This window comes from Nocardia sp. NPDC005978, from assembly GCF_040614455.1.
Taxonomy (GTDB): domain Bacteria; phylum Actinomycetota; class Actinomycetes; order Mycobacteriales; family Mycobacteriaceae; genus Nocardia.
The window spans coordinates 1-13,586 of record NZ_JBEXUS010000162.1 but is presented as its reverse complement, the minus strand read 5'-3'; the positions used below and the strand labels follow the sequence as shown (position 1 = coordinate 13,586).

The window sequence follows — 13,586 nt, the reverse complement described above, 5'->3', positions numbered from 1 at the left end:
TGTAATGCCACGATTAGTGGAGCTAAGGGGACTCGAACCCCTGACCCCCACACTGCCAGTGTGGTGCGCTACCAGCTGCGCCATAGCCCCGTGTTCAGTTCTCGCTCGCGGGGCGTGCCCCGCTTGCTTGAACGAAGTTACACGACGCGTGTCGGACAAACCAAATCGCCTGCGTAAAGGCTGGCAATGACGATCTTCCGGGGGTAGCCTCGAACACATGTTCGACAGCAGAGAGGTGGAGGCGATGGGCGACGAAGAGCTGATCGATGCGCTGCGGCGGGCACATGGAGCAGCGGCTTTCGCGCACGCGGCGGAGGTCACGGCGGTGCGGGAGGTGTATCGGCGGCATCGGGCCGAGAACGCCGCGCCCGGGCCCGGCGGGACGCGGGCCGGCGAGTTCGCGGCCGCCGAGATCGCCGTCGCCGTGCAGGTCAGCGAAGGCGTCGCCGCCGCGCTCATCGACATCGGACTCGCGCTCGACTCGCTACCGCAGACCAAGCTCGCCTTCGCGGCCGGGCGCATCGACCTCTCCCGCGTGCAGGTGATCGTGGAGAGCATGCGCGGGCTCACCCGCGAGGTGCGCGAAGTCCTCGAACCCCGGCTGATCGACACCGCTATCCGCTCGGATCCCGCGCGGCTGCGGCAGACAGCGCGACGCTGGCTCATTCGCCTCGACCCCGACGGGGAGCGGCGGCGGCGCGAAGCGCGCGAGGAGGACCGCGACATTCGTATTCGCGCGGTCGAGGACGGGATGGCGGTGTTCGACGGGCTGCTACCCGCGGCCGGCGCGCAGACCCTGGCCATGCGACTGCGGGAGATGTCGTTGCAGGTCTGCGACCACGACCCGCGCAGCATGCCGCAGCGGCGCTCGGACGCGCTCGTCGCGCTGGCCGAGGGCAGCACGCAGCTGGGCTGCCGGTGCGGGCGAGGTAAGGCGTGCCCGGCCGCCGTGGCACCGGTCAGCACCAGACGGCCGCTGGTGCAGGTCGGAGTTTCCGCGGACACGCTGCTGGGATTGCGGGACGATCCGGCTTTCCTGGCGGGATACGGGCCGATCGATCCCGCGCTCGCGCGCACGCTCGCCGAACACGCTCGGTTCCAGGTGATTCCGGAGTACTTCCCGGACGAACCGCAGCCCGAGCCCGAGCGGGAGGAAGAGTCGACCCAGGCCGAGCAGCCTGACGAGCCAGCGGCGGCCGATCCCGTTCAGCAGCAGCGCAAATCCACGATGAACACAGCCGCGGTGCGCGTGGAGATCGAAGTACCGCGACCCGTCGTCAACGACACGACGCTCAGACCCGGTCAGGTGCATCCCAGTTCGCGGCGGCCGCAGACCGAGGCCGCGCTCTGGGCCAAGGCGAACCGAGAGAGACTGAGCGCCAGGCCGATCGACGACTGGTCCCGGCCCGAGCGGCTCAACCCGCACGCGCCCGCCGCGCGAGCGGACGAGCCGAAGCCCGCGGAGTCGCCGGATTCACCACCGGTGGTGGCGTATTCGGTCGACCGGGGGAATCTGGTGCCGCGCGTGCAGCTGCGTCCCTTCATCGCCGCGCCCCCGCGCGAGGTGCGCGCCGTGGACGGGCACTGCCGCTTCCCGGGCTGCACGATGCCCGCCGCCGAAACCATTGTCGCGCAGTTCAAACCGGCCAGAGCACTACGCGCGGTCCCCTCCGACCCCGCCGCGAGATCGGTGCTGTGCAGCCACCACTGCCGCCTGAAGCTGCTGGCGGACAGCGGAAAACAGCCCTGGCGTGTCTATCTCTCGGACACCGATCACATGCGCTGGATCGACCCGAGCGGCGAGTCACACGAAACCATCCGCGAGGGCGCGCGCTATCTGTTCCCGCACACCGACCTGGACGCCCCCACCTGGCCGAATGCCCTGCGCCGCCCCCACACCGACCTCCCCATTCCCCGCCCCTTCCCGGTGGACCTCGCCTACCCCCTGGAGTCCCACCCCCTGATCCACGCCCAGCTGTCCCGCTGCACGCCGGAGAACGACATCCCCGAGCCGGCCACCCGCACCGGAACCCACTGACCGCGAACAGCTCTGCGGCGAACCTTCACGCCTCCCCGAACCAGGAGCCGACCGCCCACGTTGACCCGAGGTTTGTCCCGACCCTCGGTGCCGTGGCCGGTCGACGGCTCCCTGCCAGGAGTGCGGTCCGTCCGGTGGCCCCACCGGGCGGACCGCATTCCGCCTATCTCTTGCGCCCGAACCGAAACCCACGACCACGGGGCCGCATTCCGGTGCGGCTCCCCGCCCGGGGTGCGGCCCTCCTGTCCACTCGATGGGCCGCACCCCAAACGTGTTCGTCCACAGCGGAATCCCGGGCCGCGGTCCCAGGCATCCCGCATGCTGGGCTCATGAGCACGGACCCCGGTGCGACCGCCGACAGTTCGGATCCCCTGCTGCTCGAGCAGCGGCGGCGACTGCTGCGAGAGCGGCTCGAGGCGCTGCGGCACGAGGTCGCCGACCTGGCGCAGGCGTATCGCGCACTCCCCGAAAGCGGGCTGCTGCTGGACACGCCCGGGGTCGGTGCGCTCACCTCCCCGCACTACTGCGTCGCCGGCGCCACCGAGGTTTTCGAGGAGGCACTCCTCGAACTAGACGCCGCCGACGACGCACTGGGCCGCGCCGGGAACTACACCGGCAGACTGCGCCGCGCGGTACTCGACGGCTGAACGCGGGGTGGCCTACGGGACCGACCGCCGCCACACGCCGTGCGGTCACACCGTCCGTCCGGACTGTCCAAGCGAATCGAACGCTCCGATGCACGACGGGTGGGTTCCCTCGACGAACTCCGCGAAGTGAAGATCACCCGGGATTCACCACCCGCGCAGCGGCTCTCGAACGAGACACGAACTCGGTGCTTCGGGTCCGGGTACGCACAGCTCGCAGTTCAGTGGTGCGTGCCGCTCACCCCTGCGGCCTGGGGGTCACAGACCGACAGCGCGCAACCATCTGCCGACGACGTGGTGGGCAGCCCGAGCCACCCACCGCCGGAGAGAACCTCGGGACTACTTGCCCGCGTTCAGGACCCAGTCGCTGTCGTTCACATCGACCTTCTTGCCGTCCACGAAAACCGTCGGGGTCGCGGCCTTGTCGCTGCCCAGGGCCGACTTCAGGGACGTGATCGCGGACTCGGCGTGGTTGCGGGCCGTGTCGAGGCGGTCGCCGGTGATGATGCAGCTGACCACGTCGGCGGACGCGCCGGAGTTCTTGGCCAGGGCCGCCAGGGCCGCGTTGTCGTGGTCGGCGGCGCGTTCCTCGGGCTGGTCGGTGGTGAACAGGGCGGTGTGGAACTTCGCGTAGACGGGGCCGTCGCCGGCCTGGGCGACGCACTCGTTCGCCGCCACCGCGCGGGTCGAGTAGTCCTTGCTGCGCGAGGCGTCGTCGAGGAAGTTCACCAGGCGGTACCGCACGGCGATCTTGCCCTCGTCGACCTGCTGCGCGATCTCCTGGCCGTAGCGGCGCTCGAGCTGGCCGCAGGCGGGGCACAGCGGATCCTCGTAGATCTCAACGGTTTTGGTGACGCCGGACTTGCCGAGCACGATCGCGCCGTCGGAGTCGAGGGCGACGCTCACCGCCGGATCATGGGAGGAGCCGTATCCGTCGTTGCGCACCTCGTCCCCATTGCCGCCGCTCCACTGCATGACAGCGAAGACGATCAACCCGATCACGACCACGGCTACCGCCGCGAGGGCATAGGTGGTCCTGCTCGAGACCGGCCGCGGAGTGTGTTTCGTAGACGGTGTGCTCACCCCGCCCACTCTGCACCACCGAGCGCCCGAACGCCCACCCACCCCGCCGAGAGAGCCCCGCACCCTTCGCGCTCGAACGCACGCCGCCTGCTCGGTCCGACCACGACAGCGGCGCCGAGTGGGACGCGAAACTGCGAACCCTCATCGCGCGCCCGGTCTCTCATGCGGGGGTCTCGCTCCCCGCCGGCGACCACGCCACCGTCGACGGCACAGGATCCTCCGCGCCACGCACACCCGCACCGCACGCTTCCGCACCGCGTGCTGCGTCACGCCCGCCGCATCGGCGGGCCACCCCGCCTCACACCGCCGGCGTCGGCGCGGTCTCCTTGCGGTGCAAGGTCTCCGGCACCGCCAGCCACGCCGCGGTCGCCGAGGCCAGCAGCACGCCCGTCACCGCCAACGCCAGCCCGTACGACACCTGATCCGCCAGCAGCCCGATCAAGTACGGCCCCAGGAACGTTCCGAGGTCGGCCGACATCTGATACCCCGCCAGCACCGGCCCGCCCCGGGTATTCGGCCCGACGATGTCGGCCACCGACGCCTGCAGCGCGGGCGAGAACATGCCCGACCCCAGCCCCGCCACCGCGGACGCCACCAGGAACCACGGCAGGCTCGGAGCCAGCCCCAGCCCGGCGGTGCCGACGGCGCAGACCAGCGTGCCCGCGATCAGGAACGGCTTGCGGCCCAGCGTGTCCGACCAGCGCCCGGACAGGAACAGCACCGCCGCGTTGCCCGCCGCGAACACCGTCAGCGCCACCCCGGCCATGGCCGCGCCCTCGTCGAGCACCTCCACCACGATCAGCGGCACCAGCGCCATGCGCACACCGAAAACCGCGGCGCCATTACCGAAGTTGGACCACAGCGCCGCCCGGTAGGCGGGGTTCGCCAGCCCCTCGCGGAAGGTCATGACCCGCAGCCCGCCGGCCGATTCGGGCGTGACCAGTGGGGAATCCTTCAGCGCCACATACACGATGAGCGACGCGATGAGCAGCGCCACGCAGTAGATCAGGAACGGCGCGCGCAGGCCGAGGAAGGTCAGCGCGCCGCCGACCAGCGGCCCGCTGATCGATCCGATGAGAAAACTGGTCGAGTACACCCCGGACACCCGCCCGCGCTCGGCGGGCGGGGACATCCGAATCACCAGCGCCAGTGAGGACACCGTGAACATGGTCGACCCGATGCCGCCCAGCGACCGCAATACCAGCAGCTGCCAATAGGTCTGGGCGAACGCGCACGCGCCGGTGGACACCGCCACGATGATCAACCCGGTGAGATAGACCGGCCGCTCCCCCAGCCGCTGCATGAGCTTGCCGCTCATCGGCGCGAAGATCAGCCGCATGAGCGCGAAGGCGCTGATGATGAACGAGGCCGCGGCGACCCCGACCCCGAAACTGCGCGCGAACTGCGGCAGGGCGGGCGCGACGAGCCCGAATCCGATGGCGATCGTGAAGGCCGACCCCACCAGTACCCAGATCTCGACCGGCAGGGCTTTGGACTTACTCACCGGATAGTGCCCGTCCCACCATCTCCTCCGCGGCCGCCTGCACCTGCGCGAGATGCTCGGGGCCCTGGAACGATTCCGCGTAGATCTTGTACTTGTCCTCCGTGCCGGACGGGCGGGCGGCGAACCAGGCGTTCTCGGTGGTCACCTTCACCCCGCCCAGCGGCGCGCCGTTGCCGCGGGCCCGGGTCTGAATGCCGGTGATCGGTTCGCCGGCGATCTCTGTCGCGGTAATCATGTCCGGCGTCAACGCCGCCAGCCGCGCTTTCTGTTCCACGGTGGCGGCCGCGTCGATCCGGTTGTAGGCCGGGCTGCCGTACCGCTTCTCGAGCTCGGCGTAGCGGGTGGACGGACTCTGCCCGGTGACCGCGGTGATCTCCGCGGCCAGCAGCGAGAGCAGGATGCCGTCCTTGTCTGTGGTCCACACGGTGCCGTCCATGCGCAGGAACGACGCCCCGGCGCTCTCCTCGCCGCCGAAAGCCAGGCTGCCGCTGAACAATCCGGGCACGAACCATTTGAAGCCGACCGGAACCTCGTACACGTCGCGGCCCAGCACCCCGACCACGCGATCGATCATCGAGGACGTGACCACCGTCTTGCCGATCTTGGTCAGCGCGTCCCACCCCCTGCGATTGGCGATCAGGTACTCGATCGCCACCGCCAGGTAGTGGTTCGGATTCATCAGGCCCGCATCGGGAGTCACGATGCCGTGCCGGTCGGCGTCGGCGTCGTTGCCGGTGGAGATGTCGTAGTCGTCGCGAATCGCCACCAGCGAGGCCATGGCGTAGCGCGAGGACGGATCCATCCGGATCTTGCCGTCGCTGTCCAGGGTCATGAAGCGCCAGGTCGGATCGACGAACGGATTGACGACCTCGAGTTCGAGGTCGTACCGCTGCCCGATCTCCTCCCAATAGTCCACGCTCGCACCGCCCATGGGGTCCGCGCCCAGCCGGATCCCGGCGCCGCGCACGGCGTCCAGGTTCAGCACGTTGGGCAGGTCACCGATGTAGCGGTCGAGATAGTCGTAGCGTTCGACCTTGCCGGCCAGCGCCGCGGACAGGCTGGTGCGCTTCACGTCGGCGAGCCCGCCGCGCAGCAGTTCGTTGGCGCGCGCGGCGATGGCGTCGGTGGCCACGGTGTCGGCGGGCCCGCCGTGCGGCGGGTTGTACTTGAAGCCGCCGTCGCGCGGCGGATTGTGCGAGGGCGTGACCACGATGCCGTCCGCCTGATGCCGGGTGCCGCCGCGGTTGTGCCGCAGCACCGCGTGACTCAAAGCCGGTGTGGGCGTGTACCTGTCCCGCGCGTCGATCATGGTGGTGACGTCGTTGGCGGCGAGCACCTCGAGCGCGGTGGTCCACGCGGGCTCGGACAGCGCGTGCGTGTCACGGGCCAGATACAGCGGCCCGGTGATGCCGCGACTCGCCCGGTACTCCACGATCGCCTGCGTGATGGCGAGGATGTGCGCCTCGTTGAAGGCCACGTCGAGGCTGGATCCGCGATGCCCCGAGGTTCCGAAGGACACCAGCTGCGCGGGCACGGACGGATCGGGAATACGGCTGTAGTACGCCGTCACCAGATGGGCGATGTCCTCGAGATCCGTGGGCCGCGCGGGCCGGCCCGCGCGATCGTGAGCCATGCTCGCACCGCCCTTCCGTATCGCCTGCGCCCGGCTGGTCATCAACATCACGACCCCACCCGCTGCCCGGACCAGGTCCCGGGGCGGGTCACGGCCGGCCTTGCCGCGACGCCGATCACGACGTTCGCCACCGCATAGCTGTCAACGCCCTCCTCAGCCCATCGAATCGTTGCACAGCCGAACAGACCGGGTGCGGCCGGTGCCCCGGGAAGCCCTATTCCCGCGGCGCCGAACTCCCAATGCTGCGCTCCCACAGGGTCCGGCGGGCCCGCCGCCCCCGATTCGGCGACGTTCACCATCGGTGTGCCCGGTCCACAGACCCTAGCGAATCGCGGGGCCCGCACGCGATCGGGCAGATAGCGGGCTGTCATGCCGACCATATCGCCCCGTGCCGCCGGTGCGACCGTCATCGCCGAACCTCGCCCATCACGTGCCCCCGTTCCGTCGCGCCGTACCGATATCCACCGTGCCACGCCCGTTCCCGCCACGGTCGCGCCCGGCCATATCGACCACCTCCCCCCCGAGGTGGCCGGGCGCGGAAGGGATCCGGCCCGTTTCCAGCAGTCTACGAACTTCCGCGCCGTCGCAGCAGGGTCACCGCGCGACCTCGATGCTCCCGCGCCGCCGGGCATCTCGATCGGAAACCCGCCCGTTTCGGTTGCCAATTCATTGCCGAACGGCGTGTTGCTGAGGCCGAATGCCGCTGCGGAGCTGCAAGGATAGGGCGGCTTGCCAGGTGTTGTCCCAACGGCCACGAGGAGAGCCAATTTGTCGGTACGGCAGTCGATCAGGAGCATGCTGTTCCGAACCTGCGGAATTGCCGCAGTAGCGATCGCGGTGGCTACGAACGCACCGACCGCGCACGGTGCGGTGTACCCGATCCCGGAAGGGGACGGCTTCTACTACGCCCCAGGGAATCTCGGTGACAGCGCACCCGGCGATGTGCTGCGCTCGCGCATGGTGGGCGCCCACGGCTGGCCCGGTTCCACCGTGTGGCAGTTGCTCTTTCACTCCACGGATTCCTCCGGCGGCCCCATCGCCGCCGTGACGACCGTGATCGTCCCGCCCGGCGGCGGTTCCCATCCGCTGGTCTCGTACCAGCCGTTCGTGAACTCGCTCGGCATGCAGTGCGCCCCCTCGCACACGCTCTTCAACGGCGGGCTCAAGGAATCCGCCGCGCTGAACATGCTGCTGGCCCGCGGCTGGGCGGTGGCGGTTCCGGATCACCTGGGACCAACCAGCGCCTACGGCGCTGCCCGGCTCGGCGGCCAGATCACCCTCGACGGCATTCGGGCGGCCAAGCGTTTCGCTCCCGCGGGCCTGGGTGATTCACCGGTCGGCATGGTCGGCTACTCCGGTGGCGCGATGTCCACCGGCTTCGCGGGCGCGCTGGCCGCGGAATACGCACCCGAACTGCCCATCGTCGGCATCGCCATGGGCGGCGTGCCGGTGAATCCGGGCAAGATGGCCATCGAGGTCGGCGACACTCCGCACCCGCTGTTCGGGCTGGGCTTCGCGGTCGCGATGGGCATGGAACGGGAGTACCCGGGCGAACTGCCGCTCGGCAACGCCCTGACCCCCGCCGGATTCGCGATGCGCGATCGCATCGCCAATGCGTGTGTGGACGACATCATCTCGGCCGGCGCGGGCCACACCATCGGGGAGATGTTCAACGCGGGCATGGAGAACGACCCGACGCTGATCAGCACCTTCCACGCCAACGCGCTGGAGATCTACCCCGGGGTGCCGCGCGCCCCGATCTACCAGTGGCACGGCGGCAACGATCAGGTGCCGCTGGATCTGGCGATGAACACCGCCGGAAAGTACTGCGCCGCGGGCACCCCGGTGCTGTTCGACGTCATCCCGGGCACCGACCACCTCACCGCGATCGCGCCCGGCACGATGAACGCGATGGGCTGGATCGGCGATCGTTTCGCGGGCAGGCCCGCACCGTCCAACTGCCGCTAGCGCTTTCGGCAGTAGCTCGAACACATCACCGAGAACAACGATGGGGCCCACTCGCGAATCGCGAGTGGGCCCCTGTCGTACCGCGGGACAATCAGTACCCGAGTCGCCGCGCGCCCGTTCGTGAGCTCGGCGCGCGGCTATTCGAATCTCAGTGCGCCAGAACCGGTTCACCTTCCGACGGCTGCGGGACAGTGTTGGGCATGATGAGTCCGGTGATCACCGCGCCGACCACGAAGATGGCGGCCGCCCACCAGAAGGTGGTGGTGTAGCTCTGGACGGCAGCTTCGGCCAGCGTCTGCGGCGACGGCGGAACCCGGTCGGCGACATAGTCGTCGAACGCGGAGGCCGCCAGTGTGCTCAGCAGCGCGGTGCCGATGGAACCGCCCACCTGCTGGCTGGTGTTCACCATGGCCGAGGCCACGCCGGCGTCGGTGTGATGCACGCCCGAGGTCGCGCCGATGAACGCGGTCGACATCGCGGTGCCGAGACCGATGCCCATGAGGATCAGGCTGGGCAGGATATGCGTGGCGTAGGCGGTGTCGACGCCGATGTTGGTCAGCAGCGCCATGCCCACCGCGGCGATGAGGAAGCCCGCCACGACGGTCACGCGCGGCCCGACCCTGGGCACCAGCAGCGAGGGCACCGTGGTCGAGGAGGCCACCATGCCCGCGACCATCGGCAGGAAGGCCACGCCGGTGATGATCGGCGAGTACTCCAGCGACTGCTGCATGTAGTAGGTCAGGAACAGGAACATCGCGAACATGCCGATGCCGATGGCGAACACGGTGATGTAGGAGGCGGCGCGGGTGCGGTTCAGGACCACGCGCAGCGGCAGCAGCGGGTTCTTGACGCGCTGCTCCAGGAACACGAACACCGCCAGCAGGATCACGCCGCCGATCAGGAAGCCCAGGGTCGCCGAGTCGGTCCAGCCGTCGGTCTCGGCCTTGGAGAAGCCGTACACGATGGCGAACAGCGCGGCGGTGACCGCGAGCGTGCCGGGCAGGTCCAGCTTGGGCCGCTCGGTGGCGGTGTGCTTGGCCAGCAACAGGATCGCGCCGACCAGTGCGACGGCCGCGAAGACGAGGTTCACGTACATGACCCAGCGCCACGACGCCCATTCGGTGAGCGCGCCGCCCAGCAGCAGGCCCAGTGCGCCGCCGGCGCCGGCGATGGCGCCGAAGATGCCGAACGCCTTGGCACGTTCACCGGGCTCGGTGAAGGTGACGGTCAGCAGCGAGAGCGCGGCGGGCGCGAGCAGCGCGCCGAACACACCCTGCGCGACGCGCGAGGCGACCAGGATTTCGAAGTTGGCCGCGGCGCCGCCGACGGCGGAGGCGACCGCGAAGCCGATGAGGCCCACGATGAAGGTGGTCCGGCGGCCGAACAGGTCGGAGAGGCGTCCGCCCAGCAGCAGCAGGCTGCCGAAGGCCAGGGCGTATCCGGTGATCACCCATTGGCGGTCGGCGTTGGAGAAGCCCAGATCGAGCTGGGCCTCGGGCAGTGCGATGTTCACGACGGTCGCGTCGAGCACGACCATCAGCTGTGCGACGCCGAGTACGGCGAGCACCCACCAGCGCATGGCGTGCGATCCGCGCCGGCCGTCACCGGCCGGCGCGGGCGCCGCCTGCTCTTTTTCGAGAGCTGTCGTCATGGTTGTTCTCCTCGTCCCCTAGGATTAACGGAGAGCCCATCTCCGTTTACCGATCCAAGCTAACAGCTAAACGGAGAAATAACCTCCGGATAATCCCGCCTCCTGTTAGGATCTGGGTGTGAATCACGTCACCACCGCGCCCCCACCTCGGCGTTTGCGCGCGGACGCCGCCCGCAATCAACAGCGGATCATCACCGCGGCGAGCGAACTATTCGCCGAGCACGGTCTAGAGATCACGCTGGACGATGTCGCCGCGAAGGCGGGCGTGGGCGTCGGCACCGTATATCGGCGCTTCGCGAACAAGCAGGAGCTCATCTCCGAGGTGTTCGATCAGAACGTCTCGGAGTTCGCCTCTGCCGTGGACACCGCACTCCACCATCGCGACCCGTGGCAGGGCCTGGTCGAGCTGTTCGAGTACGCCTGCCAGCACATGGCCGCCAACCGCGGACTCAGCGAGGTGCTGCTGGAGATGCGCGACAGCATCGACCGCTTCACCTGCGTGCGCGACCGCATCCAGCCCGGCATGCATCAGGTTGTGCAGCGCGCCAAGGATTCCGGCGCGGTGCAGCCCGATATCGAGCCGGGCGACTTCTTCGCCCTGGTGAACATGGTCGACGGCGTGGCCGGCTTCGCGCGCACGGTCAATCCCGAGGTGTGGCGGCGCTACGCCGCGGTCGTACTGAACGGCGTGCGCGGCGATTCGGTGCCGCGCCTGCCGCTGAACGTGCCCGCGCTGACCGACGACGAGGTGCACGCCGCGAAGGTCGCCATTTGCGAGAAGAGCAAACGCTGACGCATCCGCCCGCGGGACCGGTCCACCGGTCCCGCCGCGCGCGCGGCGGAAGAAATTCGCATTCCAGCTAGCTTTCGGTCACATTCCAGTAGCGCACATCACACTGCCGGTTTAAAGTTGGTCGCATGACCAACTCTTGGGTGAACTGGGCCGGGGATCAGAGCTGTTCTCCGGCGTCCATCGCCGCACCGGGCTCGCCCGAGGAAGTCGCCACCGTGCTGGCCCGGGCCGAGGCCGCCGGGCACACCGTCCGGGTCGCCGGATCGGGCCATTCCTTCACCGAGACCGTGCTCACCGACGGCACCCTGATGCGCCTGAACAAGCTCGACAAGATCCTCTCGGTGGACCGCGCCACGGGCCTGGTCCGCGCCGAGGCGGGCATCACGCTGAACGCCGCGAGCACCGCGCTGCACCCGCTGGGCCTGGCGTTCCCCAACCTGGGCGACATCGACGTGCAGTCGATCGCGGGCGCGACCGCCACCGCCACCCACGGCACCGGCGCCAAGCTGCAGAACCTCTCGGCCGCACTGCATTCGGTGGAACTCATGCTCGCCGACGGCAGCCGGGTCGAACTCAACGAGCAGACCGACCCGGACGGCTGGCGCGCGGCACGGGTGAACGTCGGCGCGCTCGGCGTGGTCACCGAGGTCACGATGCAGATGGTCCCGTCGTTCGTGCTCGAGGGCGTCGAGCGCCCCGAGCCCGTCGAGGATGTCCTCGCCGATCTGGACACGCACGTCGACGGCAACGAGCACTTCGAGTTCTACATGTTCGCGCACAGCCCGCTGGCCATGACCAAGCGCAACAACCGGGTCGAACTGCCCGAGCAGCCCCGGCACCCGGTGGTGGACTGGTTCTCCGACATCCTCATCACCAACCACACCTTCGACGCGCTGTGCAAGCTCACCCGCGCGCAGCCCAAGCTGATCCCGTACGTGCAGCGCGCGGCGGCCTACGCGGGCAGCTACCGCCGCCAGGTCGAGCGCTCGCACCGGGTCTTCGCCAGCCCCAGGCTCTTCCGCTTCACCGAGATGGAATACGCCATCCCGCGCGAGCATTCGGCCGACGCCATCCGCGAGATCAAGCAGGTTGCCGCGCGGTTCGACACCGTCATGCCGATCGAAGTGCGCTGGGTCGCGCCCGACGACGCGTTCCTGTCCCCCGCCGGCGGCCGCGAAACCTGCTACATCGCCGTGCACCAGTACGCCGGCATGGAGTACGAGCCCTATTTCCGCGCCTGCGAACGCGTCTTCGATCAGTACAACGGCCGCCCGCACTGGGGCAAGCGGCACTTCCAGACCGCCGACACGCTGGCCGAGCGGTACCCCGAGTGGGAGAAGTTCGCCGCTGTCCGGCGGCGCTTCGATCCCAAGGGCCGGTTCACCAACCCGTATATCGAGCGGGTACTCGGCTCGGTCTAATTGCCTCCGCTTCGCTCCGGCTGTTCGCGGCCCTCGTAACCCGGTTCTTCCCTCCTCCGCTCCTCCGCTTCGCTCCCCCGCTCCGTCAGTCCAGAACCGGGCGGGCCGCGAACCACTGGGTTTTCTACCCGAGCCGGGTGCACATGCACCCGGCTCGTTGCTTTTCCGCCGCCCGGTGTCGGAGGCGACTATGCTCATTTGCTGAAAGATCGCTGCGTTAGCAGTTCTGTTCGTCGGACTGTCCCGAATGCACGCCCGCACCCGGGCGTGACCACACGCGAGGAGGTTTCGATGTCTGATCTCAACGACAAATTCGACGAGGCGGCCGATAAAGCCAAGGATGCCGCCAAGGACGCCGAAGCCAAGGCGCGTGAGGCCGCCGACAAGGCGAAGTCCGCGACTCAGGACGCCACGAAGGATGCCGAGGGCAAGGCCGACCAGGCGAAGGACAAGTTCGAGGACGCCGTGGAGGACGTCCGCGAGCGGGTCGGCGGCTTCGTCGGCAAGATCAAGGACAAGCTCGGCGGCGCGAAGTAGCCGCGGGTATGCCAAATACAGAGGACAGTGGTCTGACCGCAGCAGCCGGGCAGCTCGCCGAGAAGGCGAGCGGCGCCGCCGCCGAACTGGCCGATCGGGCGAGCACCGCCGCGGCCGATCTCGCCGACATGGCCAAGGCATTCGCCGACAAGCTCACCACCGAGGACATGCAGGGCACCCTCGAGGAGGTGCGCGCCAATCTCGAGCACGCCGCGCAGGACGTCATGGCAGCGGTGAACGCGATCGTCGAATCGCTGAAGGACCGGGTCGGAAAGTAGTAGGCCATCGGGTGCGGGGGCTCGGGCCCCCGCACC

Annotated in this window: 11 protein-coding genes and 1 tRNA gene; 7 read left to right on the top strand and 5 right to left on the bottom strand. The window is 69.2% G+C overall.

Translation table 11 applies throughout. The annotated features are described in order from the left end of the window. Positions 1–17: 17 nt before the first annotated feature. Positions 18–90: transfer RNA gene (locus ABZ319_RS37805), tRNA-Ala, on the bottom strand. Positions 91–217: 127 nt separating this feature from the next. Here ABZ319_RS37805 and ABZ319_RS37800 point away from each other — a divergent pair. Next, positions 218–2,038, top strand: a complete 1,821-nt coding sequence (locus tag ABZ319_RS37800; RefSeq protein ID WP_354991395.1) for a DUF222 domain-containing protein — start codon at positions 218–220, stop codon at positions 2,036–2,038. 329 nt (positions 2,039–2,367) lie between these two features. Beyond that, the gene (locus ABZ319_RS37795; RefSeq protein ID WP_354991394.1) at positions 2,368–2,685 is read left to right on the top strand and encodes a hypothetical protein; all 318 of its coding nucleotides are present in this window, start codon (positions 2,368–2,370) and stop codon (positions 2,683–2,685) included. A gap of 336 nt (positions 2,686–3,021) precedes the next feature. On the opposite strand, the gene ABZ319_RS37790 is transcribed toward ABZ319_RS37795, so the two are convergent. The 3 genes from ABZ319_RS37790 to pgm form a co-directional block, all read right to left on the bottom strand. Continuing rightward, positions 3,022–3,765: a thioredoxin domain-containing protein gene (locus ABZ319_RS37790; protein WP_354991393.1), complete on the bottom strand. Its 744-nt coding sequence runs from the start codon at positions 3,763–3,765 to the stop codon at positions 3,022–3,024. Positions 3,766–4,063: 298 nt separating this feature from the next. Beyond that, a complete protein-coding gene (locus tag ABZ319_RS37785; RefSeq protein WP_354991392.1) occupies positions 4,064–5,269 on the bottom strand; it encodes an MFS transporter in 1,206 nt (401 codons plus the stop codon). Beyond that, complete coding sequence (gene pgm / locus ABZ319_RS37780; protein WP_354991391.1) at positions 5,262–6,902, bottom strand: phosphoglucomutase (alpha-D-glucose-1,6-bisphosphate-dependent); 1,641 nt, start codon at positions 6,900–6,902, stop codon at positions 5,262–5,264. The genes ABZ319_RS37785 and pgm overlap by 8 nt, the downstream gene beginning before the upstream one ends. Positions 6,903–7,739: 837 nt before the next feature. Here pgm and ABZ319_RS37775 point away from each other — a divergent pair. Beyond that, positions 7,740–8,870, top strand: coding sequence for a lipase family protein (locus tag ABZ319_RS37775; RefSeq protein WP_354991390.1), 1,131 nt, complete (start codon positions 7,740–7,742; stop codon positions 8,868–8,870). Positions 8,871–9,018: 148 nt separating this feature from the next. Here the strand turns inward: ABZ319_RS37775 and ABZ319_RS37770 are convergent, their stop codons facing one another. Beyond that, positions 9,019–10,521 (bottom strand): MFS transporter, encoded by a 1,503-nt coding sequence (locus ABZ319_RS37770; RefSeq protein ID WP_354991389.1) that lies wholly within the window; start codon positions 10,519–10,521, stop codon positions 9,019–9,021. 118 nt (positions 10,522–10,639) lie between these two features. Here ABZ319_RS37770 and ABZ319_RS37765 point away from each other — a divergent pair, with 118 nt between their 5' ends. From ABZ319_RS37765 to ABZ319_RS37750, 4 genes are all read left to right on the top strand, one after another. Then, positions 10,640–11,314, top strand: coding sequence for a TetR/AcrR family transcriptional regulator (locus ABZ319_RS37765; RefSeq protein ID WP_354991388.1), 675 nt, complete (start codon positions 10,640–10,642; stop codon positions 11,312–11,314). 125 nt (positions 11,315–11,439) lie between these two features. After that, positions 11,440–12,735 (top strand): D-arabinono-1,4-lactone oxidase, encoded by a 1,296-nt coding sequence (locus ABZ319_RS37760; protein ID WP_354991387.1) that lies wholly within the window; start codon positions 11,440–11,442, stop codon positions 12,733–12,735. Positions 12,736–13,026: 291 nt separating this feature from the next. Beyond that, a complete protein-coding gene (locus ABZ319_RS37755; protein WP_354991386.1) occupies positions 13,027–13,272 on the top strand; it encodes a CsbD family protein in 246 nt (81 codons plus the stop codon). An 8-nt stretch (positions 13,273–13,280) separates the two neighbouring features. Continuing rightward, positions 13,281–13,550 (top strand): hypothetical protein, encoded by a 270-nt coding sequence (locus ABZ319_RS37750; protein ID WP_354991385.1) that lies wholly within the window; start codon positions 13,281–13,283, stop codon positions 13,548–13,550. Positions 13,551–13,586 lie beyond the last annotated feature (36 nt).

Excerpts from the sequence above, each read along its gene's own strand:
- ABZ319_RS37795 (WP_354991394.1), top strand. The coding sequence starts at position 2,368 with ATGAGCACGGACCCCGGTGCGACCGCCGACAGTTCGGATCCCCTGCTG.
- ABZ319_RS37800 (WP_354991395.1), top strand. The coding sequence starts at position 218 with ATGTTCGACAGCAGAGAGGTGGAGGCGATGGGCGACGAAGAGCTGATC.
- ABZ319_RS37770 (WP_354991389.1), bottom strand. The coding sequence starts at position 10,521 with ATGACGACAGCTCTCGAAAAAGAGCAGGCGGCGCCCGCGCCGGCCGGT.
- ABZ319_RS37760 (WP_354991387.1), top strand. The coding sequence starts at position 11,440 with ATGACCAACTCTTGGGTGAACTGGGCCGGGGATCAGAGCTGTTCTCCG.
- ABZ319_RS37755 (WP_354991386.1), top strand. The coding sequence starts at position 13,027 with ATGTCTGATCTCAACGACAAATTCGACGAGGCGGCCGATAAAGCCAAG.
- pgm (WP_354991391.1), bottom strand. The coding sequence starts at position 6,902 with ATGGCTCACGATCGCGCGGGCCGGCCCGCGCGGCCCACGGATCTCGAG.
- ABZ319_RS37750 (WP_354991385.1), top strand. The coding sequence starts at position 13,281 with ATGCCAAATACAGAGGACAGTGGTCTGACCGCAGCAGCCGGGCAGCTC.